The sequence below is a fragment of the Aquitalea sp. FG25 genome, assembly GCF_057809375.1.
On the sequence record NZ_JBMDJV010000020.1, the window covers coordinates 61,850 to 86,515 of the forward strand.

A 24,666-nucleotide genomic window follows, 5' to 3' on the forward strand; every position below is an offset into this window, starting at 1 on the left:
GCGGATTAATGATCAACAACATCACACTGGGGCTGTTGCTGGCGGCGGCGCTGAGCGCTTGCGCCACACCGCCCGCCATTGATGGCAGCCAGCTGCCAGCCACGCCCACCAGCTACAAGAACCCGCCGGTAGCGGCACTGGCCGACGGCAGCTGGACGCTGGCCGCACCGGCAGATGCCGCCAGCCGTGGCGACTGGTGGCTGGCCTATCAGGACAGCACGCTGAACCGGCTGATCGACAGCGCGCTGCAACACAATACCAACCTTGCCGCAGCGGCAGCCCGTCTGCGACAGGCCCGCGCCGCGCTGGGCGTGGCCGATGCCGACCGCATGCCGCAACTGGGCCTCACCGCCGGTAGCGCACGCGGCACCCAGGCCGGGGCCGGGCCGTCCGGCACCAGCTTGCTTAACAGCAGCAACACCACGCCGGTAAAGCTGACCAGCGTCGGGGCCAACTTCAGTTATGAAATCGACCTCGCCGGTCGCCTGTCCGGTGCCAGTCGGGCCGCCGCGCTGGATGCCGAAGCCAGTGCCGCGCTGCTGCAGGGCAGCCGTCTGCTGATTGCCAGCCAGGTGGCGCAAAGCTATTTCAGCCTGCGTTTTCTCGATCAGCAAAGCCAGTTGCTACAGGACACCGTGCAGTCCTATGCCCGCACTGCAGCGCTGACTCGCCAGCGCTATCAGGCCGGGGAGGAGTCCGGGCTGGCGCTGGCGCGCATTGAGTCAGACAGCGAAGCCACCCGTGCCCAAGCCATTGCGCTGGATCGGCAGCGGGCGCAGGCGGAAAACGCGCTGGCGGTGTTGCTAGGCCAGCCAGCATCGACCTTTCAGTTGGAGGCGGCGCGCTTCCAGTCGGCGTTACCGCAGGTTCCTGCCGGGGTGCCAGCGGCCATGCTGGCGCGTCGTCCCGATGTGGCAGCCGCCCAGCGCAAGCTGCTGGCCGCCCAGACCCGTGTCGGCGTAGCGCAGGCTGCCTGGTTTCCTGATTTGACGCTCACCTCGGCGGGTGGTTATGCCAGCTCGCAGCTGCGCGACATCTTCCGCTGGTCGGCCCGCGCCTGGTCGGTGGAGGGCTTGTTGTCGCTACCGCTGCTGGATGGTGGCCGTCGTCAGGCGCTGCTGGGCTCGGCCCGTGCCGATATGGAACTGGCGCTGGCGGACTACCGTCAAAGCATCTTGCAGTCGCTGGCCGAGGTGGAGGATTCGCTCAGCGATATCCGCCTGCTGGCGCAGCAGGAAGAGGCCCAGCAGCAGGCCGTGGCCAGTGCCAGCCGGGCCAGCGCCATGGCGGATTCGCGCTATCGCAACGGTCAGACCGGCCAGCTTGATCTGCTGGACGCCCAGCGCAGCGAGCTGACCATCCGGCGGCAGGCACTCAATATCCGGCAGGATCGCTACCTGGCCTCGCTCAGCCTGATCCGGGCGCTGGGCGGCAGCTGGAATTGATTGCAAGTCATCAAGTCATGGAAAGGAAACATCATGAACAAGGTATTGGGCAGCCTGGTGCTGATCATGGCCTGCTATGTGCAGGCTAATGCCGGTACTGGACGGACGGATGCATCGGCACCTGCCAGTGCCAGCACATCGTCTACTCACAATGCCAACGATGCATTCTGCACCGCAGGCACACCGTGCGAGGTGAACCGCCACCGTGCCGGTGAATATCACTAAGCATCATGAATTGAAAAAAGGCCATGCACTGCATGGCCTTTTTTGCGTGTGCGGCTGGCCGGGCTCAGCCCTGCGCCGTGGCCTGGCGGTACTGGCGCGGGCTAAAGCCGGTGAGTGCCTTGAACTGGCGGCTGAAGGCGCTGTGGTCGGTATAGCCGCATTGCAGTGCGACATCGGTGATGGCCATGTCGGTGTGCAGCAGGCGATGGGCATGTTCCAGCCTGGCCTTGTGAATCATCTGGCGTGGGGTCAGGTGAAACACTTTCTTGCAGTAGCGTTCCAGCTGGGCGGCGGATACACCGGCAATCCGGGTCAGCTCTGCCATGCTGATGGGGTGGTTGAAGTGCTTGCGAATGAAATCATCCACCGCGACCAGTCGTTTGTAGGCGGGGTGGGTGTTGCTGGCGGACTGTAAGTCCAGCGAAATGCCGATCAGGCCGATGATGTCGCCTGCCGCCCCATGCAGCGGCCATTTGGAAGTCAGGCACCAGCCGGGCTCCCGGCTTTTGAACAGGTGTAGCTCCAGCTGGTTTTCCAGTACCAGTCCGTCCTCCAGCACCTGCATGTCCTGCTCGGTATAGCCCGGCCCCAGCTGGGCCGGAAACACGTCGGCGCTGGTTTTGCCCAGCAGCGGTTGCAGGCTTTTCAGCCCGCAGCGCTCCACCAGCGTCCGGTTGGCACTCAGGTAACGTGCCTGCCGGTCCTTGATGAAGATGGCCGCATTGGGGATCAGATCCAGCACCGGCAGCAGCGGAGCCACCCCGGCCAGCAGGGCCTCGATGGTTGCCGGACGTATTGCCTCCTGCCATTGCGCGATGCTTGCCACCATGTCGCTCGTCATCGTCTTCTCCTTTGCCTTGCTGTCACGGGCCTGGCGGTGTGGTGATTTTTATTCCGATCACAACAATTGTGCCGATTTCGTCATTGTCCTTGATGATAACCATCAAGATTCCTGCCGACAATAAAGCCATTCTATGCAGGTGCCGATGCAGATGAAGCTGGCGCGAAGATGCAATCGAATCAAGGCCCTGCGCGGTATTTCTGTGTGGGCTGGCGATGGGTGCATCCGCGTGCAGCGGTGATTCGCGGCTTTACGGAATGGACAGGCGAATGAAACAGATACACATCATCGATTCCCACACCGGGGGCGAACCCACCCGGCTGGTGATGAGCGGTTTTCCCGATCTTGGCGGCGGCAGCATGGCCGCACAGCGCGAGGTATTGCGCCAGCAGCATGATCAGTGGCGCAGGGCCTGTTTGCTGGAACCGCGTGGCAGCGAGGTGCTGGTGGGCGCGCTGTATTGCCCGCCGGTGTCGCCGGACGCCACTTGCGGGGTGATCTTCTTCAATAACACCGGTTATCTGGGCATGTGCGGCCACGGCACCATCGGCCTGATTGCCTCGCTGCATTACCAGGGCCTGATTGCGCCGGGCGTGCACAAGATCGACACCCCGGTGGGGCCGGTCAGCGCCACCTTGCATGCGGATGGCGCGGTGACGCTGGGTAATGTGCCAGCGTATCGCCATCGCCAACAGGTGGCGGTGGATGTGCCCGGCTACGGCGTGTTTCACGGTGACATTGCCTGGGGCGGCAACTGGTTCTTTCTGGTGTCCGAACATGGCATGGCGCTGGAAATGGCCAATGTGGAAGCGCTGACCGATTTCACCTGGACCATGCTCAAGGCGCTGGAAGCGCAGGGCATTACCGGGGCTGATGGCGCGCTGATCGACCATGTGGAGCTGTTTGCCGACGATGCCAGCGCCGACAGCCGCAATTTTGTGATGTGCCCCGGCAAGGCTTACGACCGCTCACCTTGCGGCACCGGCACCAGCGCCAAGCTGGCCTGCCTGGCTGCCGACGGCAAGCTGGCCGAAGGTGAGCGCTGGGTACAGGCCGGCATCACCGGCAGCCAGTTCATCGGCCACTACCAGCGTGAGGGTGACTTCATCCGCCCCTTCATTACCGGCCGCGCCTACGTCACTGCCAGCAGCACGCTGTTGATTGACCCGCAAGACCCTTTTGCCTGGGGCATCTGAACCCCGCGTTATAGCGACATCCCCCACACACATACAGACAAGCTGCAAGGAGCAAAACAATGAGCGACAACATTTTCACCGGCTGCATCCCGGCCCTGATGACCCCGTGTACCGCCGAGCGCAAGCCGGATTTTGACGCCCTGGTAGCCAAGGGCCGCGAGCTGATTGCCACCGGCATGAGCGCCGTGGTGTATTGCGGCTCGATGGGCGACTGGCCGCTCTTGACCGAAGCCGAGCGTCAGGAAGGCGTGGCCCGGCTGGTGGCTGCCGGCGTGCCCACTATTGTTGGCACCGGTGCGGTGAATACCCGCGAAGCCGTGTCCCATGCCGCCCATGCCGCCCGCGTTGGCGCACATGGCCTGATGGTGATTCCGCGCGTGCTGTCGCGTGGCGCATCGCCGACAGCGCAGAAAGCCCACTTTTCCGCCATCCTGGCTGCCGCGCCCAGCCTGCCGTCAGTGATCTACAACAGCCCCTACTACGGCTTTGCCACCCGTGCTGATTTGTTCTTTGAGCTGCGCCGCAGCTATCCCAACCTGATTGGCTTCAAGGAATTCGGTGGTGCCGCCGACATGCGCTACGCCGCCGAGCACATCACCTCGCAGGATGATCAGGTCACGCTGATGGTGGGGGTGGATACCCAGGTGGTGCATGGCTTCGTCAACTGCAATGCCACCGGCGCCATTACCGGCATCGGCAATGCGCTGCCGCGCGAGGTGCTGCATCTGGTGGCGCTGAGCAAGGCCGCCGCCAAGGGCGACGCCACTGCCCGCCGTCAGGCGCGCGAGCTGGAGTCCGCGCTGGCGGTGTTGTCCTCCTTCGATGAAGGCTGCGACCTGGTGCTGTATTACAAGTACCTGATGGTGCTGAACGGTGATACCGAATACAGCCTGCACTTTAACGAAACCGACGCCCTGACCGAAGCCCAGCGCCGTTATGCCGAAACCCAGTACACGCTGTTCCGCACGTGGTACCGCGACTGGTCGGCCGGGCTGAATGTGGCCTGAGCCCATCCCTGAGCAACCGTGCCACGCCAGCTGCGCGGTACGGTTTTCAATTCAAGCAGGAAAACCTATGAATCTGACAGGCCAAATGCTGATTGGCGGCCAATCCATCAGCGGCAGGCGTGAAGCGCTGCACGCCATCAACCCGTCCACCGGCCAAGCCTTGGAACCAGGCTATGCCGGGGGCGATCAGGCACAGGTGGAGCAGGCCTGCGCGCTGGCCTGGGCCGCGTTTGATACCTACCGCGAAACCACACCTGCCCAGCGGGCGCAGTTGCTGGAAACCATTGCCGAGGAAATCGAAGCCTTGGGTGATGCGCTGATAGAACGCGCCATGCTGGAAACCGGTTTGCCGCAGGCGCGCTTGCAGGGCGAACGGGCCCGCACCTGCGGCCAGCTGCGCATTTTTGCCCGTACCGTGAGGGCTGGCGAATGGCTGGATGTGCGGGTTGATCAGGCCCAGCCTGCGCGCCAGCCGCTACCGCGTGCTGATTTGCGCCAGCGCCAGATCCCGCTGGGGCCGGTGGCGGTATTCGGGGCCAGCAACTTCCCGCTGGCCTTCTCGGTAGCCGGGGGCGATACCGCCTCGGCACTGGCGGCCGGTTGCCCGGTTATCGTCAAGGCGCACAGCGCGCACCCGGGCACCAGCGAGCTGGTGGGTCAGGCCATTGTGCGTGCCGTGCAGCAGTGTGGCCTGCCTGGCGGGGTGTTTGCCCTGCTGTTTGGCAGTGGCCGCGAAGTGGGGCAGGGGCTGGTGGGCAATCCGCATATCAAGGCGGTGGGTTTTACCGGTTCGCGTGCTGGTGGGCTGGCCTTGTGCCACAGCGCACAGCAGCGTGCGGAGCCGATTCCGGTGTATGCGGAGATGAGCTCCACCAACCCGGTGTTCCTGTTGCCCGCTGCCTTGCAGGCACGTAGTGAGGTACTGGCGCAGGGCTTTGTTGCTTCGCTAACGCAGGGGGCAGGGCAGTTTTGTACCAACCCCGGCCTGTTGGTGGCGGTGCAAGGGCTGGCACTGGAGCAATTTGTTGCCACTGCAGCCGAGCTGCTGCAACAGAGCGCGGCGCAAACCATGCTCACGCCCGGCATCTGGGCGGCGTATCAGGACGGGGTGGACAGCCTGTCCCGCCACGCCAGCACGGTGGCCAAGGGCGTGTTGCCCACTGGCCCCAATCAGTGCCTGGCACAGCTGCTGCGGGTGAGTGCCGCAGAATATCTGGCCAATCCGGCCTTGCAGGCCGAGGTGTTCGGCGCGGCCGCGCTGATTGTGCAATGCCGTGATGAGGCAGAACGGCTGCAACTGGCCGAGGCACTGGAAGGCCAGCTTACTGCCACGCTGCAACTGGACGACGGCGATATCGCGCTGGCACGCAGCCTGTTGCCGGTGCTGGAGCGCAAGGCGGGCCGCATCCTGGTCAACGGCTGGCCTACCGGGGTGGAGGTGTGTGACGCCATGGTGCATGGCGGGCCGTTCCCGGCCACGTCGGACGTGCGCTCCACCTCGGTGGGCACGGCAGCCATTCAGCGCTTCCTGCGCCCGGTGTGCTATCAGGACTTGCCGGATGCCTTGCTGCCGACAGCGCTGCAGCATAGCAATCCGCTGGCTTTGCGCCGGCTGGTGAATGGCGTGCGGGAGGCCTGAACCATGGCCCATACCCTTGTTGCGGGAGACGAAGTGATTGTGGTGGGGGCTGGCGTGGTGGGTATCGCCATTGCCCTGCATCTGCAATTGGCCGGTTTTAGCGTCACCCTGCTGGACCGTGGCGAACCGGCCATGGAAACCAGCTATGGCAATGCCGGTGCCTTTGCCATCAGCGATGTGATACCGCTGGCCGAACCCGGCGTGCTGCGCAAGGTGCCGGGCTGGATGCTGGACCCGCTGGGCCCTTTGGCCCTGCGCTGGCGCTACCTGCCCAGCCTGATGCCGTGGCTGCTGCGCTTTCTTGCCGCCAGTCGCCCCAGCAAGGTGGCGGCGCTTACCCGCGATCTGTCCGCGCTGCTGGGCCGGGTGAATACCGACTACGCCATGCTGATCAACCAGGCCGGGCTGGAGGCCATGTGGCGGCGCCACGGCAACCTCACCCTGTATCGCAATCAGCAGGAATTCGATGCCGCCCTGCCTGCATGGCAGCAAAAGCGCCGTCACGGCGTGCAGTGGCAGGCCTTGTCGCGCAAGCAGCTACTGGAACAAGAACCGTTGCTGGCCGAGGAATGGCAATACGCGGTGCGGGTGCCGAATTGGTCGCATGTGGACGACCCCTACACCTTCAGCCGTGGCCTGTTCGATGCCTTCATCCGTGCCGGTGGGCGTTTTGTGCAGGATGAAGTGCTGGCTACCGTCGAAGCGGACGGGCGCGTGAGCGGGGTGGATACCGCCAGCCATGGCCGCTTGTCGGCAGCTGCCACAGTGATTGCCTGCGGCGTATGGAGCGACCGCTTCACCCGTCAGCACCGCTACCGGGTGCCACTGGAAAGCGAACGTGGCTATCACGTCAACCTGCCCAGGGCCGGGGTGAGGCTGCATCACTTCATTCAGTGCGCCAGCGAAAGCTTTGTCATCTTGCCGATGGCGGGTGGCGGCTTGCGGCTGGCTGGCACGGTGGAGCTGGCACACCGCGATGCCGCACCGGACTGGCGGCGCGCCCACATCCTGCTGGACAAGGCGCGGCGCATTGTTGGCGACTTTTCTACCGAGGACATGACGGTATGGATGGGCAATCGCCCCTCGCTGCCGGACACCGTGCCCATCATCGGCCCGGCACCGCAGCAGCCGGGGCTGTGGTTTGCCACCGGGCATGGCCACCTGGGCCTCACCCTGGCCGCCACCACGGCGGTGCTGCTGGTTGACATGCTGCAGGGCCGGACACCGGCACTGGATATGCAGCCCTACCGGCTATCTCGTTTTTGATCCTGTCATGGGCCGGCGCAGACCGGTAATGACAGGAGGGCAGTAACAGGGGAAATCAGCTGGTTTCTCTTGAATAAATGCAGCATCAAAGGAGAAATGACATGGCACAGAACAAACTGTTTGCAGAGCTGAACTGGGTGGTGGCGCTGGGTGGCATGATGGCACCGTTTGCCATTGCTGTGGCGCACGCAGATACCACGGTCAAGATTGGTTTTTCCTCACCCTTGTCCGGCCCGCAGGCGCATTACGGCAAGGACAATGAAAACGCCACCAAGATGGCCATTGACGACATCAATGCCAAGGGCCTGGTGGTGGGCGGGCAGAAGATCAAGTTCGAGCTGGTATCCGAGGACGACCAGGCCGACCCGCGCATTGGCACCCAGGCCGCACAACGGCTGGTGGATGCCGGGGTGAAGGCTATCATCGGTCACTTTAATTCCGGGGTGTCCATTCCCGCTTCGCGCATTTATTCCGAGGCTGGTATTCCACAACTGTCGGTATCCACCAATCCGGCCTATACCCAGCAAGGCTACAAAACCACCTTCCGTCTGGTTGGCAGCGACAGCCAGGTGGGCGGGGCGCTGGGCCAGTTTGCCGTGAAAACGCTGAAGGCCAAGAGCATTGTTGCCATCGACGATCGCACCGCTTATGGCCAGGGCATTGCCGACGAATTCGTCAAGGCTGTTACCGCCAATGGCGGCAAGGTAGCGCGGCGTGAATTCACCACTGACAAGGCAACCGATTTCACCTCCATCCTGACGGCAGTGAAGGCAGTCAATCCTGATGTCATTTTCTACGGTGGTGCCGATGCCCAGGCCGCGCCGATGGCCAAGCAGCTCAAACGGTTGGGCCTGAAAGCCAAGCTGATGGGTGGCGACATGATGAACACGCCTACTTTCATCCAGCTGGCCGGAGCGGATGCGGCTGGCCACTATTCTGCCGTGGCCGGAGGTGTGCTGGCTGCCCGCCCGGCGGGCAAGGCGTTTGAAACCCGCTACAAGGCACGCTTCCATCAGGATGTGGTACTGCTGGGGCCGCAGTTTTACGACGGGGTGATGCTGGTGGCCGAAGCCATGAAGCAGGCCGGTTCGGTAGAACCCGCCAAATACCTGCCCAAGCTGGCTGCCATTCGCTATAGCGGCGTGACGGCTGATTTTGCCTTTACCGCCAATGGCAATCTGCAAAAAGCGCCGGTTACCCTGTCGGTGGTGAAGAACAACGGCTGGACAGTGGAAACCGTCGTACGTTGATCTAGTTCGGCAGAACTTCTTTCCCCGCGTTCTCATCAGTCTCATGCCTGGGTCGACATGCTGCACAGCAGCCTGGCGGCCCTTATTTTTATGCGACGCATATGTCATATGCATAAAAAAGGGCGGATGGGGTCATTTTCAGGTGCAAACGGTGTATGGTTGAGGCTTGCCGCAAACCGGTTGGCCGCAGCCGCCAGCATGTGCGACACGCCGGGTTTGCCGGTCACCATCATTTATCAGCATTTGCCTGCCACCCGCTGGCCTGTAGTCAGTGGCTGAGCAGCGGCAGATACTGTCAGTTAGCGCAAAGTACGCAGAAAATCCGCATCAGGAAGCAGAACAATGAGCAAAACAGACAAGCAGGGCCTCACCACCACCATCGTGCATCGCGACCGCCGTGCCGGCATGGAGTATGGCGCATTGCGCGCACCGCTACACAATAGCGTCCAGTATGGGCTGGAGAGCGTAGAGGACCTGATCGGGATTTTTCAGGGCAGCAAAAAGGGTGGTTTCAACTATGCGCGCCAGGGGACGCCCACCACGGCCATGCTGGAAGCCAAGATCAATGAAATCGAAGGCGGGGTGGGCACGGTATGCTTTGCCACCGGCATGGGCGCGATTGCCGCCATCTTCCTGACCCTGCTTAAGGCTGGCGACCACATCGTCTCCAGCCGTCACGTGTTTGGCAATACCAACAGCTTGCTGAACACGCTGCGCCAGTTTGGCGTGTCGGTCACCATGGTGGACATGGCAGCGGCTGACAGCGTGGCTGCGGTACTGACCCCCGCCACCCGCATGGTGTTTGTGGAAACCATTGCCAACCCCGGCACCCAGATAGCCGACCTGCAAGGCATTGGCAGCCTGTGTCAGACGCACGGGCTGGTTTATGTGGTGGACAACACCATCACCTCGCCCGCGCTATTTACGCCTGCCTGCGTGGGGGCCAGCCTGGTGGTGAATTCCTTGACCAAAACCATTGCCGGGCACGGTGCGGCCCTGGGGGGAGCGGTGACGGATACCGGCCTGTTTGACTGGGCCGCTTACCCCAATATCGCGGATGAATACCGCAAGGTGGCGGTGCCGCAGCAAGGGCTGACCCAGATCCGCAAAAAGGGCTTGCGTGACATGGGGGCCTCGCTGTCGTCCGAGCACGCCAACCAGATTTCCATCGGCATGGAAACGCTGGCACTGCGGGTGAAGCACAGCAGTGCCACGGCACAGCAACTGGCCGAGTATCTGCAAGCGCATCCGGCAGTGCGCAAGGTGTCCTACCCCGGCCTGGCCAGTCATCCGCAACACCAGCGCGCCAGCGAACTGTTCCACGCCAACTCCTGGTTGCTGTCCTTTGAATTGCGCAACGCCGAGCAGACCAATGCCTTCCTCAATGCCCTGCAACTGCCGATCAAGGCCACCGGCCTGGGGGATACCCGTACCCTGGTGATTCCGGTGGCTTCCACCATTTTCTGGGAGGCTGGCCCGGAAAAACGCCGGGAAATGGACATCCCGGACGGGATGATCCGCGTTTCGGTGGGGCTGGAGGAAGTGGAAGACCTGATCGCCGACTTCACCCACGCCTTCGCTACGTTGGCTGGCACTGCCGCTTAGCCTTGTGCGCTGGCCAACGGTCAGCGACGGCATGCTCCCACAGCGCAGCCCGCATTGACAGTGCGGCCCGCGCAGCGGGGTTTGGTGTTTACCCCGCCTGTTCCAGTGCCGTGGCCACAGCCTTGCCCAGTGTTTCGGTACTGGCGCTGCCGCCCATGTCCGGCGTGCGCGGGCCGCTTTGCAGTACATGGTGAATGGCCGCCATGATGCCATCGTGCGCAGCCTGGTAGCGGGCTGCGCCCTGTCCCAGAAACTCCAGCATCATGGCACCGGACCAGATCATGGCGATGGGGTTGGCAATGCCCTGGCCGTAAATGTCCGGGGCGGAGCCGTGCACCGGCTCAAACAGCGAGGGGAAGGTGCGTTCCGGGTTCAGGTTGGCTGATGGCGCAATGCCGATGGTGCCGGTGCAGGCCGGGCCCAGGTCGGACAGGATGTCGCCAAACAGATTGGAGGCCACCACCACGTCAAAGCGCTCCGGGCTTAGCACAAAGCGCGCAGCCAGGATGTCGATGTGGTATTTGTCCCAGGCCACATCCGGGTAATGCCCGGCCATGGCCTCCAGCCGTTCGTCCCAATAGGGCATGCTGATGGCGATGCCGTTGGACTTGGTGGCTGAAGTCAGGTGCTTTTTGGGGCGGTTTTGCGCCATTTCGAAGGCAAACTTCAAGATGCGATCGGTGCCGTGGCGGGTGAAGATGGATTCCTGCAACACGGTTTCCCGCTCGCTTCCTTCAAAAATGCGCCCGCCAATAGAGGAATACTCGCCCTCGGTGTTTTCGCGCACCACCATGAAGTCGATATCGCCCACCTGCTTGCCAGCCAGCGGGCAGGGGATGCCGGGCATCAGCCTTACCGGGCGGACATTGGCGTACTGATCGAACTCGCGCCGGAATTTGAGCAAAGACCCCCACAAGGAGATATGGTCCGGCACCTTGTCCGGCCAGCCAACCGCGCCGAAGTAAATGGCATCAAAAGAGGACAGCTGTTCCCGCCAGTTGTCTGGCATCATTTGGCCGTATTGCAGGTAGTAGTCGCAATTGGCCCAGTCGAAAATCTCAAACTCCAGCTCCAGGCCAAACTTGTGCCGGGCTATATCCAGCACGCGCAGTCCTTCCGGCATGACTTCCTGACCAATCCCGTCCCCGGCTATCACGGCAATCCTGTGTTTCATGGCGTCAACTTTCCTTTGGCTGCACGGTGGCAAAATCCTAGCTTAACAAGCTACGCGGCATTTACAATTGGCGAAACTGTTGATTGATTGGACATGAATCGTGAACGAAGCGCCGCAGCTGGATGATCTGCAACTGTTTTGCCAGGTGGTGCGTCACCGCAGCTTTGCCGAAACCGCCCGTGTGATGGGGGTATCCAAGGCACTGGTGAGCAAGCGGATTGCCCTGCTGGAACAGGCCATCAAGGAGCGTCTGTTTCATCGCACCACCCGGCATGTCGGCCTGACGGCGCAGGGTGAAGTGGTACATCAGTGGGCGCAGCGCATTCTGGAAGATGTGCGGCTGATGGGCGAGGCGGTGTCACAGGAAAAGCAGGTGGCAGAAGGGCTGGTCCGCATCTGCAGCAGCAGTGGCTTTGGCCGCAGCAAGCTGGCGGCGGCGCTGTCGGCACTGGCTGTGCAGCAGCCCTTGCTGGAAATCCAGCTGGAATTGCTGGACCGGGCAGTAGATCTGGTGGAAGAGGGCTTTCAGCTGGACATCCGCGTGGGCAGCGTGCGCGAGGGCAATGTCATTACCCGCCGCATTGCGGATAACCGGCGCATTTTATGTGCAGCACCGGCATATATTGCAGCGCATGGCATGCCGCAGTCGGCTATTGAACTGGCCCGCCATCAGTGTATCCGTATCCGCGAGCGCGACCAAGACTATGGCCGCTGGACACTGAGCGGCCCGCAAGGCGAGGTGGTGGTGCGGGTGGGCGGCAGGTTGTCCAGCAATAACGGCGAAATCGCCCGGCAATGGGCGCTGGACGGCCATGGCATCATCCTGCGGTCCGAATGGGACGTAGCGGAGGATTTGCAACAAGGCCGCCTGCTGCCGCTGTTGCCCGATCTGTTTCAGCCGGCTGATGTCTGGGCGGTATACCCCGAGCGTTCTTCTGCCTCGGCCAAGGTGCGGGTGTGCATTGGCTTTTTGCAACAATGGTTTGCCACGGCACAGCTGCGCTGAGCGGCTGCCCTTGGCGGACGGTGCTCTGCCGCCGCGCAAGATCATGCGGCGTTAGCGGCCTGCCTGCTGCGCCATTACGTCGATATCGCTGAGCATGCGCATGGCGCTGGCAGCGTGCTGACGTATAATTGCGAGCATTACTCATTTCCGTACGCCATCCGGCGCTGCATTTTCCCTAAGCGATCCGCAATGCATTTTGACAATCTTCCCATCCTGTTCATCCTGGCTATCTCCCTGATCGGCAATAACTTCACCGTATCGATTGCTGCCCTGGTGCTCTTGCTGATCAAGCTGCTGGGACTGAACAGCTGGCTGCCGCTGATCGAATCCAAGGGCATTAATGTTGGCGTGGCTATTCTCACTGCTGGGGTCTTGGTGCCGGTGGTGTCCGGGCGGGTGGATGCCAACAGTATTGCCAATGTGTTCAAGTCACCGGCGGGGGTGATTGCCGTGCTGACCGGCCTGCTGGTGGCCTGGATTGCCGGCCAGGGCGTGCCCTTCATGAAGTCGTCGCCGGAGGCGGTAACGGCGCTGATGATAGGCACGTTGATTGGCGTGTGTTTTTTCCGTGGCCTGGCGGTGGGGCCGCTGATTGCGGGCGGCGTGGTGGCGCTGGTGCTGGGCTTGCTGAAACTGTGATTGCCAGTGCCGCTGCCCACTAGCTGCCGCTGAGTATCTGTTCGGCCAGGTAGTCGCAGGGCGGACGATTGGAGCGGGCACTGCGCGCCAGCACGATTTCCACCTTGCCTATTTCTGGCAGCCCCTCACTTTCTGTCAGCTGTAATAGCCGTGCCGGCAGCGCGCACAGCGCCATTGGCGCAATGGCCAGGCCTGCCTCCACCATGCTGACCAGCCCGGTCAGGCTGGGGCTTTCATACGACATGCGAAACGGAATGCCTTGCTGCTGCAGGGCGGAAATCGCATGCCCACGGGCGACGCTGCCATGCTCGAACACGGCAAGCGGCAGCGGGCGTTCCTCCCATACTGCCCGCGTGGGCGAGCCGGCCCAGACAATGGGTTCAAAACGAATGTGCTCGCCGCTGATGCGCGGGGTTCTGGTAATGCAGGCCAAGTCCAGCGTGCAGTCTTCCAGCAGCGGAATCAGCTCGCTGCTGGGCCTGCCGATGACATGAATCTCCACCCGTGGGTGGGCCAGTGAAAACCGGCGCAAGGTGGTGGGCAGCAAGGAGGGGGCGAAGTCGTCCGGCACCCCCAGCACAATGCGTCCGGTTACTTCCGGGCGCACGATGGCCGCCCAGGCTTCCTGCCGCAGGTTCAGCATTCTGCGGCCATAGTCCAGCAAGGCCATGCCCTCGGCAGTGATCTCCACATGGCGTGTGTTGCGCTTGAACAGCGGCTTGCCCAGTGCGTCTTCCAGCGTCTTGATCTGCATGCTGACTGCTGAGGGCGAGCGGTGCACCAGCGCGGCACCACGGACAAAAGATTTTGCCTCGGCCACCGCCACCACCATCTCGATCACGTCCAGATCCAATCTCTTCATTTGATCAGCTTTTCTGAATAGTAAGCCAAGTTTAATTCACTTAACTTGCTAAAGCAGCAGGAAGATACTGCGGTATATCCCATGCAGGGCAGGAGCCCATGATGAATACCGTGTTATCGCTCAAGGAATTTCTGGCCGTCGGCCTGCTGCTGGCCATCACCCCCGGCCCCAATATGATGTATGTGCTGTCGCGTGCCGTGGTGCAGGGCAGGCGGGCCGGCCTGGTGTCACTGGCTGGTGTCATGGTGGGTTATCTGTTTTACATGCTGGCTGCGGCACTTGGCATTACCGCTGTTGTGGTGCGCATTCCGCATGCGCTTACCTTGCTGACCATTGCCGGGGCGCTGTATCTGGCTTACCTGGCCTGGCAGTCGCTGCGGCCGGGCGGGCGTTCGCCGTTTGAAGTCCAGCCGGGCAATGCCGTGCAGTCCCGGCGCTTGCTGCTGATGGGGGCCACCACCAGCTTGCTCAACCCTAAGCTGATGATGATCTTTGTTTCACTGGTCCCCCGCTTTGTCGATTATCCGGCGGGCAATGTGCTCGGCCAGACGCTGATGCTGGGTTCCATGCTGATTATTGGCTTTGCCACATCCAACGGGCTGGTGGCCCTGTTTGCTGGCAGCCTGTCCGCCTTCATGACCCGCCGCCGCCGTCTGCTGCTGTTGCAGCGCATGCTGACCGGCTGCGTGCTGGCCATGCTCAGCCTGCGCATGTTGCAGGATGTATTGCCAGCCGGGTTGTTGGTCGACTTGCTGATGCTGGGTCAATCAGTCTGAGTTGGCGGGGATACTGAGCCTGGCGGATGAAGTACCAGCGCTCAAACCCGGAAATCATGTCTGCTCAAGGGTTCGCGCTGAAACAGGGGGACTGCTAAGGGGCTTGCTGCACTGGCGCTTGATGGACAGAATGGATGCCTTTGCGTTTGACGCCACAAAGGATATCCCATGTTGTCAGCCACCGTCTGGAAATACAGGGCGTGGTCTTGCCAGGCAGCTTGCATGGTCGGCATGGCCATGGCTGTTGCCCTGAGCGGTGGTAGGGCGCATGCCGACGGGCTGACCGTCAACTGGCAGATGCCCGACTACCCTCCGGTCATCATTGGTAATGGCCCATTCAAGGGAACCGGCTACGCCGATGTGTTTCTGCGTTATTTCATCGAACGCACGCCAGAGTTTAACCATGTGGTGGAAAACTCCAGCATGTCGCGGGTGTTTGGTTTGATGAAGCAGGGGCAGCCGGTGTGTGAGCCCAGCTTGCTCAAGACGGCAGAGCGGGAGGCATATGTGGATTTCAGCGGCCCGGTGGAGTTTGTGTTGCCGCACCATCTGGTGTTGCGTGCGGACCGGGTGGCACGGGTGGCTGCATACCGTAATGCCAGCGGGGCGGTGGATATTGCCCGGCTGATGCGTGATGCCACACTGATTACCGTGCGCCAGGAAAAACGCGGTTATCCGCCGCCGGTGCTGGAGGCAATGCAGGCGATTGCCAGTCAAAAGAACTTGTTGCTGACCAGTGACGATGACGAAGGACCATTCCGTCAACTAGCCAGTGGCTGGGTGGATTACATCATTAGCTATCCGGACGAAATCAACTGGTTCTCCCGCAAATTGCAGCTGCCAGCCGGGCAGCAGTTTGTCTACTTGCCCATTGCCGGCTTGCCTGAGTTCACCATCGGCTACGTCGGTTGCACCAAGGGGGCCTGGGGAAAGAAGATTGTGCAGCGGGTTAACGAGATTGTTGCCGGGGCCGGCAAGCGACCGCCATGGATTGATGCCGAGGCGCGCTGGCTGGACCCGGCAGCCGCCAGACGCTACGAGGATGTGTTTGCCCGGCGTTCTCCTTTTAAAAGCAATTCCAGGTAAGCCGGCATGCACCTGTTTTCGGCATGGCATCGCGTGCGTCAGATCTGCACCCGCCTGAACCGTGGCGTGTCCAGTGCGCTGGCCCGGCGCATGCTGCTGTGGATTGTCTGCATCAGTGCAACGGCGGCATTGATTGCCACCTCGGTTCAGCTGTTTTTCGATTACCGGCAGGATGTCTCCGAGCTGGACAAGGGCATGCATTACATCGAACAAAACCAGTTGCCCGGCCTGGCGGATGCCGCCTGGAACTTCAATGTATCCGGCATGCAGGTTCAACTGGATGGGATTGGGCACTCTCCCTGGGTTGCCGGGGCCACGGTGCGCTATGGCCCCAACCAGAAGGCGGAGCTGACTACCGGCCAGTACGACCAAGATGCCAACCTGATCTACCAGTTTGCCCTGCAGCGCCATGGCATCGTGGTGGGCATGATTTACATCCAGCCCAACCTGCATACCCTGTATGGCCGCACCCTGGACCGCATTGCCATTGTGCTGGCGGCGCAGACGGCCAAGTCGCTGGTTACCTCGATTTGCATACTGCTGCTGATTTCTTGGATGATCACCCGCCACCTCACGCAAATGGCGGAATTTGCCCAGTCATTCGAACCGGGCAAGCGCTTGCGTCCCTTTGTGCTGCATCGTCCGCCTGGCTATCAGGATGAACTGAGCGTGCTGGCCGATGGCCTGAATGATGCCTATGCCCGCCTGCAGCGGGCGCATGAATTTGAGGTCCACCATAACGATATCCTGATGCAAGAGGTGGCCCTGCGTACGGCAGAGCTGCAGGATGCGCATGAGCGGCTGGCGCGGCAGGCAATCAGTGACAAGCTGACCGGTGCGCTCAACCGACTGGGGCTGGAAGAACGCTTTGCCGCTGAAATGCAGCGTGCACAGACCGAGGGAAGCCAACTGGCGGTCATCATGGCCGACATCGACATGTTCAAGCAGGTAAACGATCGCTGGGGCCATCTGGTTGGCGATACCTTGCTGCAGGATTTCACCGCCATCCTGCAAGGTAGTCTGCGCGCAAACGATACCTTGGCCCGCTGGGGTGGCGAGGAGTTTCTGATGCTGTGCCCGGATACCAGTCTGGAGCAGGCCATGCAGCTGGCCGAGCAGATGCGCGCCTGCGTTGCGGCACATCGCTTTGCCGTGGTGGATAGCGCCAGCAGCAGCTTTGGTGTGGCCGTATGGCGCAAGGGCGACGTGGCCGACAGCCTGGTGAAACGGGTGGACGATGCCCTGTACCGTGCCAAGCAGAATGGCCGCAACCGGGTTTGCCCGGAAGCGCCGACACAATCAGCGTGATGTCTGTCGCCAGCCTGTTGGCCGGGCGGTATGGCGACACTGCTTTTGCCAGCGGGGTAGTGCTGGGGTCGCCGCGCTTTAAGAGGCGGCGCGCTGTAGCTGATCCAGATCAATCATGCCGCAAGCCGGGCTGATTAGTGATTCACCTGCGCGGCCAAACGGTGCTATCGTGCCGGGTATGAAAGCCTTGTACCGTTTCCTGCTCATGCTTCTGCTCGCGCTTCCGGCACTTAATGTGCTGGCAGCGGGTGTCGACATGGCCATGGCCAGCGAGGCAATCATATCGGCAGACTGCATGGCTCATGAAACCCATGCGTCCTGTCATGCGGAAACAGCTGGCAAGATGCCGACCCATGCCGCCAATGCAAAAGCGGCGCATGGCATGTTGTGTAGCGGTGCCGGCTGCGTGCAACTCTGTGCGCCATCCTTGTTTCAGCAAACAGCCTGGTCGGCCACTCCACTGGTCCAGGCTGGTATTTTTGTCCCCACCCAGCCCGCTGCGCTGGCTGGCATCACCCTTTCTCCGCCGCATCGCCCGCCGTTACTGGCCTGACAGCATTTTCCGACTTGCCGGCTGTTGCCGCTTATCTGAATCCTTGTCATTGCCAGAAGGAGGGCCATCATGGCCACTATCCGTACCCGCGTTGTTGCCGCCTTGATTGGCGCATTCAGCACCACCGTTTTTGCCGCTACTCCAGTCACCCTGTACAAGAGCCCCACTTGCAGCTGCTGCGAGGCTTATATCAGCTATCTCAAGCACAACGGCTTTGATGTCAGCGCCATCAATCGCGACGACATGCAGCCGATCAAGCGGCAGTTGGGTGTCACGCCCGGCCTGGGCAGCTGCCATACCGCCAAGATTGGCCGCTACACCATTGAAGGCCATGTGCCAGTAGCCGCCATCAAGAAGCTGCTTGCCAGCAAGGCCGATGTGGTAGGCCTGTCTGCCCCCGGCATGCCATTGAATAGCCCCGGCATGGGTGAAGAAAAGCCAGGCACGCTGGCCATCTACACCATGACTAAAGACCAACGTACCGGCGTGCTGTTTGGCCGTTTCTGAGTCATTACCCGACGGGGGGTGGGCGGGCTTAGGCCAGTTCCATCCGCATCCCGCCGGGCGGGAGCTACACAATGAAATATCAAAGACACCTGCTGCTGCTGGCACTCCTGCTGCCCGCAGCCGCCATGGCCCAGATGCAGGGCATGGACATGCCGGAGCAGTTTGCTTTCGGCCAACCCGCGCCGGAATCCCAGGCCACGCGCACCATCCATGTTGAAGCCACCGATACCATGCGGCTTAATTTCGATGCCATGAATATCCGCCGGGGTGAGGTGGTGAGATTTGTGGTGAGAAATAGCGGCCAGGCTTTGCATGAATTTGCCATCGGCGATGAGTCATTCCGCAAGAAACATCTACTGGAAATGCGCACACCGATGGCTGGCATGGAACATCATGATGTCAATGTGCTATCCCTTAAGGGGGGCGAGACCAAAACCATTGTCTGGCGCTTTGATCCGGTCAAGAGCAAAGCGGTCCTGTTTGCCTGTTATGTGCCAGGGCACTTCGAAGCCGGCATGTATCATCGACATGTCATGCTGAAACAAGCCTTGCCCAATTGATTGGCCTTTCACGTGGAGTAGACAAGATGTTCACCTTGCACCGGATACGCCAACAGTTGCATACCTGGAGCCGGCTACTGCTGGCGGCCTGGGTATTGGCGTTTGCCTTGGTCTCGGTGGCAAATTGTCACTCCCTGCCGGTGGAGCCGGAGCATGCTGACGTCAGCCTGCAGTCACCATGGCAGCATACGCATGACCAGCCCCACCATGAATTGTGTAGCAAGGTGTGCGCCGATGCCCAGCACGGCTTGGTCAAGGCCGATCCACACTGGCAGCTGCACATGCCCTTGCTGCTATTGGCCGTCAGCCTGATCTGGCTAGCCGGGCCGGGCATCACTCTTCTTTTGCCGCAGGCAATCCGGGCATGGCCACGGCCACCCGCCCGGCCACTACGCCTGCAGTTTTCCCGCTTCAACAATTAGCCCCGCATGCGGGATGGCGCAGCCATCCCCATCCCCCACCTTCCTGCCATTGTGGCAGGGCAATCCTTTGTCACGTCTATACGGAGTCGAATCATGAAAACCCAATGGAAAACCGTCATCGCCCTGGCTATTGCCGCCGCCACCTTTACCGCACAGGCAAATGAAGCCCATCACCCGGATGCTTCCGCCGCCGCCGTCACCAAGAAAGCCGCCAAGCCTGCTGCCAAAAAGACGGCAGCCAGCCAGGTAACGCCATCAAGTAAACAGATGGAAATGCAGATGGAAAAAATGAATGCAGTACACGCCAAAATGGCCGCTGCCAAAACGCCGGAAGAACGGCAAGCCGCCATGCAGGAAGGAATGGCCGTGATGAAGGACAGCATGGGCATGATGAAGCAAATGCAGATGGGGCGCTGTCAGGGCATGTCCAATATGGGCATGATGAAAGGCACGAAATCGGGTGATGGCATGCCGATGAAATCCATGATGCAGGGCGATATGCGCATGATGGACATGATGATGCAGATGATGGATCAGCAGTCGTCCATGATGAAAATGCCTATGGCGCAATAATCACCGGGCCAGTCTGGTGCCAGGTTTCAGGTTGATCCGGGCATGATGTTGATGACCTGCATGATGTAAATAAAAAGTCAGCGAAAACAAGGGCATGGGTCTGGCTGTGCCATGCCCTTGTTGCTGGCCCTGTCTTGCCTGCGGTGGTGACGTCGTCCGGCACCGGTTACCTGATTCTGGCGCCGGAAATCGCCCGCCAGGGCATCAGCCACCAGATTGCCTTGCGGGTACCGCATTAGCTGAGCATTGCCTGTGTGATCGAGCAGACCGACATGCTGGTAACCATCCCTGAGCGCCTGGCGCAAATATGGGAAGACCGTGGGCGATTCAGGGCGTTTTCGCTGCCGTTTGCGCTGTAGCTGGCAACCGTCGTCCCGTCGTGCGCTGCCCGCCCGTCAGCAGGGCAGTAAGATCTAGCCGTATGCTGCTTGCAGTGCGTGTTTCATCTCCAGTTCCAGTTGTTTGATATCAATGGGTTTGGAGGCAAATCCACTCATGCCGACGGCCATTGCGGCCGCGCGGTCTTCCTGCAGCACACTTGCTGTCAGTGCGATGATCGGAATGCCGTACTTGTCCGGGTCGCCACCGCTGGCGCGGATAACCCGGCAGGTTTCCAGCCCATCCATCACCGGCATCTGCACATCCATCAGGATGATGTCAAAGTCGTGCTGCGACCACAGCTGCAGCACTTCCTTGCCGTTCATGGCGGTGGTGACCGTGTGGCCCCGTTTTTTCAGCAAGATCTTGATCAGGTTGAGGTTTTGCACCACATCGTCAGCCACCAGGATATCCAGCGGCGGCAAATTGGCATCTTCAATTACCGGGCTGGCTGCCAGGCCGGATTCGGTAGCCGCCAGCGGAATGCGGACGGTAAATGTTGAACCGCGTCCGGCTGTGCTTTCAACCGCGATGCTGCCGCCCATTTTCTTTACCAGCTCCATGGCAATGGTCGTGCCCAGTCCGGTACCACCAAAGCGGCGCGAGGTTGATGCATCGGCCTGGGAAAACGGCTTGAACAATTTGGCTTGTGCCACCGAATTCATGCCAATGCCGGTATCGGTAATGGCCAGCTCGACATCGCCATCATGTTGGGAAACCCGCAGCCTTACTTCTCCCTTTTCGGTAAATTTCACGGCATTGCTCATTAAATTAAGCAAAACCTGCCGGATACGCATGGCATCGCCGATATAGCGGTCGTTGATACTTTCCGGGTAGTCCATGATCAGGCCAATGCCTTTGCGCGCGGTGGTCAGCCTTAAGGTATCAATCGTCTGCTGACATACATCCCGTAGTGAAAAAGGCAGCTCTTCCAGCTCAACCGCACCTTGTTCCAGCTTTGCTGTATCCAGAATATCGTTGATCAGCCCCAGCAGGCCTTTTGCCGACTGATTGATGATTTCAATCATTTTTTTCGGCTCTTGATCCATTTCGAAATCCTGCAACAAATCGGTATAGCCGATGATGGCATTCATCGGTGTGCGGATTTCATGGCTCATATTGGCAAGAAAAGCGCTTTTCGATCTGGCGGCAGATTCGGCGCTTTCCTTGGCCACTTGCATGGCAATTTCCATGAGCTTGCGTTCTGTGACATCAAGAATGACTCCGTCAATGAAGATGGCCTGGTTCTCTTCATTGAACACTCCACGGGCGCTTTCGGAAACCCAGTGCTCGGTTCCATCCATGCAGCGCATGCGGTATTCCACCGTATAGGGAATACGCTGCGCCAGTGCATTGTGAATGACAGCGCGTACGCGCGGCTGATCTTCCGGGTGGACGATGCTGATGATATGCATGCCGCCGTTCATGAATATTGTGCTGGGCCAGCCGCTAAGCGCCTGAATGTCTTCACTGATAAACAGCTTGTCCCAGGGCTCTGTGGCCACGCTGCGAAAGGTGACACCGGGAATATTGTCGATTAGCGTATGGAACTGCTGCTCACGTTCTTCCAGTTCGCGCTGCAGCCGATGGCGCTCGCTGATATCCGTGATAAAGCCAACATATAACAGCTTGTGCGAGGGCAGTGCGCCCTTGCCAATCGCCAGGCGAATGGGAAATGGCGAACCATCACTGCGCCTGCCAATCACTTCTTGCTCGGTAGCAAAAGTCGGCAGCGGCGTTGGCGATGCCGCTGATTGATCCTGTTGGTAAAGCGCGGGGATCAGCTGCAGGATGCTGCGGCCCTTCAGTTCGGACTCCTGCCAGCCAAACAAGCGCTCAGCCGCCGGATTGGCCGACTGTATCTGCCCCTCGGCATCAAAGGTGATCATGCCATCAATGGTGGTGCTGACGATGGTTTGCAGCTTCAGCTCGTTTGCCTGCGCCTTTTGGTAAAGCATGCGGTAGCGCAGCAGGATATTACCGGCCATCACCATGTTTCCCAGCATCAGCACCAGCACGGCAATGCCGATGGCAAGGCTGGCATTGTCATTCCAGGATGAAAAGCCGCCGTTGTTGGTGCTGCCGATAAAGCGGGCGGCGGCCATGCCAAAGTAGTGCATGCCGGCAATGGCAATGCCCATGACGCTGCCGCCCAGCAAGGTTGCATAGCCCTTGTGCAAACGGTTGCTGTCCAGGCCAAACCGTATCCATAGCGCCAGGGTACTCAGGAGAACTGCCAGCACGATGGATGCCGCAAACCATAAGGGGTCATAACGGAGCAGGGGCGTCATTTGCATGGCGGCCATGCCGCTGTAGTGCATGATGCCGATGCCACTGCCAACCAGGGCGCCACTTAGCCATAGTTGGCCCCGGCTGATGCTGGGCCGGGCCAGCATGTGCAGGGCAAGCCAGGCAGCACCAATGGCCGGAAGCATGGAGAACAGCGTGGGCAGCAAGGCATAGTGCACTGCGCTGCAGATGGAGAACGCCAGCATGCCGACAAAATGCATGGCCCAGATGCCGCCGCCCATGGCAATCGATCCGGTTACCAGCGCAATTTTTTTGAGATTGCTTTCATCGGCCTCGCGTGCAAAACCGGCCATTTGCAAAGCAAGGCAAGACGTGAAAATGGCCACCAGCAGCGACAGGGAAACCAGCCAGAGATTGTATTGGGTCTGTAAAAAAAACAGCGTTTGATAACTATTGATGAAGTAGGCGTTCAACATGCTCAGCTCTCAGGCAGATAGCACCGTAGAAGTGCCCATAATCGCACTATTAGCTTTTATAGGTCACGACAAGTTTGTATTTCAATGTCATCGAGTGTGGCTGGGGCCGTCCCTGCGGCCCTGGATGTTGTTGAACCGTGGGCCGTATTGCTTGGCGTACTGGCATAACTCAGCCGTAGCATAAGCTACGCCAGTTTTCGGTCGAATTTATGCCATGCGGGCTGTTTGTGGCGCGCCCGGTGGGGTGAAGCGCTTTACATACAGCGCAGCGTTGCCGCGCCGTCACCGGCCGGGCCAGTTGGTGGTTTGCTGGTTGGGGAGGACGGGCTTGCTTATGCGGTCAGTGGATCGGACGAAGGCAAGCCCGGATGGCGGCAGATGGTGGCGACACATGGTGATGACTGAGGCTGGTCGATGGAAACCGCAAGCACCGCGTGCTCTTGCCAGTGTCCACCCTGGCCAACCCCAGCCTGTTGCCCTGTCAGGCCAAGATGAAACACCGTGTCAGTGCCGCACAGTGGACATTACGGTTGGCCTGATCCGCAATCCAGCAGCTCGCGCAGCTGGCTTAGGGTGGAGTCATCCTTGATGACATGCTGCAGCCATTCTTCCAGGCTCATCTCGGCCCAGCGTGCCGCGCGTTCGGCCAGCAGGGCGACCGGGCTGTGCGGTTCGTGGGCACGGAAGTAACGTGCCACTTCCCCCAGCATCTGCACGGCCTGTTCACGGTTGCGAATCTGGCCATCAAAGGCGGCTGGGGACGGGTGGTGCAGGGCGGTGCTGCTGGTTGCCGGTGCCATGGCACGTGTTCCTTCCGGCACGGTGGCCGGGGTGGGGATGGCGGGGCCGCCATTCTGTTTGCGATAGCGCAGCACCAGATCCTGGCAGGCGTAGATGGCGTTGCGGATTTCCACCAGGCTGGGGGCGTGCTGGCCCAGTAAGCTGTCTACTTGCTGCTCCAGCTTTTCGTATTCGGCCAGCGCCTGTACCAGCTGGTCGTGCAGGCCGGAGAACCAGTTGGCTCCGGACTGGGTGGCGGCTTTTTCAAACGTCTCGCCCGCCAGCTTGCCTTCGGCCACCGCTGCGTCGCGTGCCTCGGGGTTTTTCAGACCCAGATTGTCCACCTCGCGGGATTCCTGCCAGGCCTGCCAGCTATACCCGCCAAATTCCGGCTTGAGCAGCGGCGCGCTGCGGATGGCGGCGGATAGCTGCAGGTTGAGCCATTCCAGTTTGCCTACGCGTTCGTCTGGGTCCTGCGTGTCCAGTTCCGGGTAGCCGTTTTGCCAGAAGCGGGCGCTCCAGCCATTGAGCAGGGCCAGGCCATCGCTCAGCCGGCTGATGCCATGTTGGCGTACCCAGGCTTCTGCCAGCCATACCAGCAGCTGCAGGTCTTTGCTTTGTTCGGTAAAGGCGGCTTCGCATTGGCGGATGACGCGCGGCCATTCTGCAGTCTTGAGAGTTTGCTCCCATTCCCCCTGGGCCAGCGCGGGGTCATCGCTGCGGCGTGCTTCGCGAATCTGGTCGAACAGGGTGGAGTAGCTCAGGTCTTCACCCGCTGGCTGGTCCCCGGCAATGGGGCTGAGCAGGGCTTCGATAATGTCTTGCATGATGGTTCCGAAAAT

24 protein-coding genes are annotated in these 24,666 nt (G+C 60.7%); 18 read left to right on the forward strand and 6 right to left on the reverse strand.

Annotated elements, in window-relative coordinates:
* Window positions 1-8: 8 nt before the first annotated feature.
* Together ACODR9_RS17300 and ACODR9_RS17305 are read left to right on the forward strand one after the other, a co-directional pair.
* Complete coding sequence (locus tag ACODR9_RS17300; RefSeq protein WP_488810671.1) at window positions 9-1,445, forward strand: efflux transporter outer membrane subunit; 1,437 nt, start codon at window positions 9-11, stop codon at window positions 1,443-1,445.
* A gap of 33 nt (window positions 1,446-1,478) precedes the next feature.
* On the forward strand, window positions 1,479-1,670 hold the full coding sequence (locus ACODR9_RS17305; protein ID WP_488810673.1) for a hypothetical protein: 192 nt from the start codon (window positions 1,479-1,481) through the stop codon (window positions 1,668-1,670).
* A 64-nt stretch (window positions 1,671-1,734) separates the two neighbouring features.
* On the opposite strand, the gene ACODR9_RS17310 is transcribed toward ACODR9_RS17305, so the two are convergent.
* A complete protein-coding gene (locus ACODR9_RS17310; RefSeq protein ID WP_488810675.1) occupies window positions 1,735-2,511 on the reverse strand; it encodes a helix-turn-helix domain-containing protein in 777 nt (258 codons plus the stop codon).
* 269 nt (window positions 2,512-2,780) lie between these two features.
* Here ACODR9_RS17310 and ACODR9_RS17315 point away from each other — a divergent pair, with 269 nt between their 5' ends.
* The 6 genes from ACODR9_RS17315 (at window position 2,781) to ACODR9_RS17340 (ending at window position 10,474) form a co-directional block, all read left to right on the forward strand.
* Window positions 2,781-3,707: a 4-hydroxyproline epimerase gene (locus ACODR9_RS17315; protein ID WP_488810677.1), complete on the forward strand. Its 927-nt coding sequence runs from the start codon at window positions 2,781-2,783 to the stop codon at window positions 3,705-3,707.
* A 59-nt stretch (window positions 3,708-3,766) separates the two neighbouring features.
* The gene (locus ACODR9_RS17320) at window positions 3,767-4,714 is read left to right on the forward strand and encodes a dihydrodipicolinate synthase family protein (RefSeq protein ID WP_488810679.1); all 948 of its coding nucleotides are present in this window, start codon (window positions 3,767-3,769) and stop codon (window positions 4,712-4,714) included.
* A gap of 67 nt (window positions 4,715-4,781) precedes the next feature.
* Window positions 4,782-6,353 (forward strand): aldehyde dehydrogenase (NADP(+)), encoded by a 1,572-nt coding sequence (locus ACODR9_RS17325; protein WP_488810681.1) that lies wholly within the window; start codon window positions 4,782-4,784, stop codon window positions 6,351-6,353.
* A 3-nt stretch (window positions 6,354-6,356) separates the two neighbouring features.
* Window positions 6,357-7,619, forward strand: coding sequence for an NAD(P)/FAD-dependent oxidoreductase (locus ACODR9_RS17330; RefSeq protein ID WP_488810683.1), 1,263 nt, complete (start codon window positions 6,357-6,359; stop codon window positions 7,617-7,619).
* 101 nt (window positions 7,620-7,720) lie between these two features.
* Window positions 7,721-8,869: a branched-chain amino acid ABC transporter substrate-binding protein gene (locus ACODR9_RS17335; RefSeq protein WP_488810685.1), complete on the forward strand. Its 1,149-nt coding sequence runs from the start codon at window positions 7,721-7,723 to the stop codon at window positions 8,867-8,869.
* Between the two features lie 342 nt (window positions 8,870-9,211).
* A complete protein-coding gene (locus ACODR9_RS17340; protein WP_488810687.1) occupies window positions 9,212-10,474 on the forward strand; it encodes a cystathionine gamma-synthase family protein in 1,263 nt (420 codons plus the stop codon).
* Window positions 10,475-10,562: 88 nt separating this feature from the next.
* Here the strand turns inward: ACODR9_RS17340 and ACODR9_RS17345 are convergent, their stop codons facing one another.
* Window positions 10,563-11,648, reverse strand: a complete 1,086-nt coding sequence (locus ACODR9_RS17345; protein WP_488810689.1) for a tartrate dehydrogenase — start codon at window positions 11,646-11,648, stop codon at window positions 10,563-10,565.
* Between the two features lie 100 nt (window positions 11,649-11,748).
* Between ACODR9_RS17345 and ACODR9_RS17350 the strand changes: the two genes are divergently transcribed.
* Window positions 11,749-12,654, forward strand: a complete 906-nt coding sequence (locus ACODR9_RS17350) for a LysR family transcriptional regulator (protein ID WP_488810691.1) — start codon at window positions 11,749-11,751, stop codon at window positions 12,652-12,654.
* A 189-nt stretch (window positions 12,655-12,843) separates the two neighbouring features.
* Window positions 12,844-13,293: a DUF441 domain-containing protein gene (locus ACODR9_RS17355; RefSeq protein ID WP_488810693.1), complete on the forward strand. Its 450-nt coding sequence runs from the start codon at window positions 12,844-12,846 to the stop codon at window positions 13,291-13,293.
* A 19-nt stretch (window positions 13,294-13,312) separates the two neighbouring features.
* On the opposite strand, the gene ACODR9_RS17360 is transcribed toward ACODR9_RS17355, so the two are convergent.
* Window positions 13,313-14,155: a LysR substrate-binding domain-containing protein gene (locus ACODR9_RS17360; protein ID WP_488810694.1), complete on the reverse strand. Its 843-nt coding sequence runs from the start codon at window positions 14,153-14,155 to the stop codon at window positions 13,313-13,315.
* Window positions 14,156-14,256: 101 nt separating this feature from the next.
* Here ACODR9_RS17360 and ACODR9_RS17365 point away from each other — a divergent pair, with 101 nt between their 5' ends.
* The 3 genes from ACODR9_RS17365 to ACODR9_RS17375 all read left to right on the forward strand — a co-directional run bounded on the left by ACODR9_RS17365 (window position 14,257) and on the right by ACODR9_RS17375 (window position 17,325).
* Complete coding sequence (locus ACODR9_RS17365) at window positions 14,257-14,931, forward strand: LysE family translocator (protein ID WP_488810696.1); 675 nt, start codon at window positions 14,257-14,259, stop codon at window positions 14,929-14,931.
* A 168-nt stretch (window positions 14,932-15,099) separates the two neighbouring features.
* Window positions 15,100-16,017, forward strand: a complete 918-nt coding sequence (locus ACODR9_RS17370; RefSeq protein ID WP_488810698.1) for a hypothetical protein — start codon at window positions 15,100-15,102, stop codon at window positions 16,015-16,017.
* A gap of 6 nt (window positions 16,018-16,023) precedes the next feature.
* Window positions 16,024-17,325, forward strand: a complete 1,302-nt coding sequence (locus tag ACODR9_RS17375; protein WP_488810700.1) for a sensor domain-containing diguanylate cyclase — start codon at window positions 16,024-16,026, stop codon at window positions 17,323-17,325.
* Between the two features lie 78 nt (window positions 17,326-17,403).
* On the opposite strand, the gene ACODR9_RS17380 is transcribed toward ACODR9_RS17375, so the two are convergent.
* Window positions 17,404-17,532: a hypothetical protein gene (locus tag ACODR9_RS17380; RefSeq protein WP_488810702.1), complete on the reverse strand. Its 129-nt coding sequence runs from the start codon at window positions 17,530-17,532 to the stop codon at window positions 17,404-17,406.
* Window positions 17,533-17,620: 88 nt separating this feature from the next.
* On the opposite strand from ACODR9_RS17380, the gene ACODR9_RS17385 reads away from it, so the two are divergent.
* From ACODR9_RS17385 to ACODR9_RS17405, 5 genes are all read left to right on the forward strand, one after another.
* A complete protein-coding gene (locus ACODR9_RS17385) occupies window positions 17,621-17,878 on the forward strand; it encodes a hypothetical protein (protein ID WP_488810704.1) in 258 nt (85 codons plus the stop codon).
* Window positions 17,879-17,947: 69 nt separating this feature from the next.
* Window positions 17,948-18,385, forward strand: coding sequence for a DUF411 domain-containing protein (locus tag ACODR9_RS17390; protein WP_488810706.1), 438 nt, complete (start codon window positions 17,948-17,950; stop codon window positions 18,383-18,385).
* Between the two features lie 71 nt (window positions 18,386-18,456).
* Window positions 18,457-18,945 carry a cupredoxin domain-containing protein gene (locus ACODR9_RS17395; RefSeq protein ID WP_488810708.1) on the forward strand — a complete coding sequence of 163 codons (489 nt, stop codon included), beginning with the start codon at window positions 18,457-18,459 and terminating at the stop codon, window positions 18,943-18,945.
* A 26-nt stretch (window positions 18,946-18,971) separates the two neighbouring features.
* Window positions 18,972-19,367 carry a hypothetical protein gene (locus ACODR9_RS17400; RefSeq protein WP_488810710.1) on the forward strand — a complete coding sequence of 132 codons (396 nt, stop codon included), beginning with the start codon at window positions 18,972-18,974 and terminating at the stop codon, window positions 19,365-19,367.
* A 93-nt stretch (window positions 19,368-19,460) separates the two neighbouring features.
* The gene (locus tag ACODR9_RS17405) at window positions 19,461-19,940 is read left to right on the forward strand and encodes a hypothetical protein (protein WP_488810712.1); all 480 of its coding nucleotides are present in this window, start codon (window positions 19,461-19,463) and stop codon (window positions 19,938-19,940) included.
* 413 nt (window positions 19,941-20,353) lie between these two features.
* Here ACODR9_RS17405 and ACODR9_RS17410 read toward each other — a convergent pair whose 3' ends face one another.
* On the reverse strand, window positions 20,354-23,044 hold the full coding sequence (locus tag ACODR9_RS17410; protein ID WP_488810714.1) for an MHYT domain-containing protein: 2,691 nt from the start codon (window positions 23,042-23,044) through the stop codon (window positions 20,354-20,356).
* Window positions 23,045-23,568: 524 nt separating this feature from the next.
* Complete coding sequence (gene tssA, locus ACODR9_RS17415) at window positions 23,569-24,651, reverse strand: type VI secretion system protein TssA (protein WP_488810716.1); 1,083 nt, start codon at window positions 24,649-24,651, stop codon at window positions 23,569-23,571.
* Window positions 24,652-24,666 lie beyond the last annotated feature (15 nt).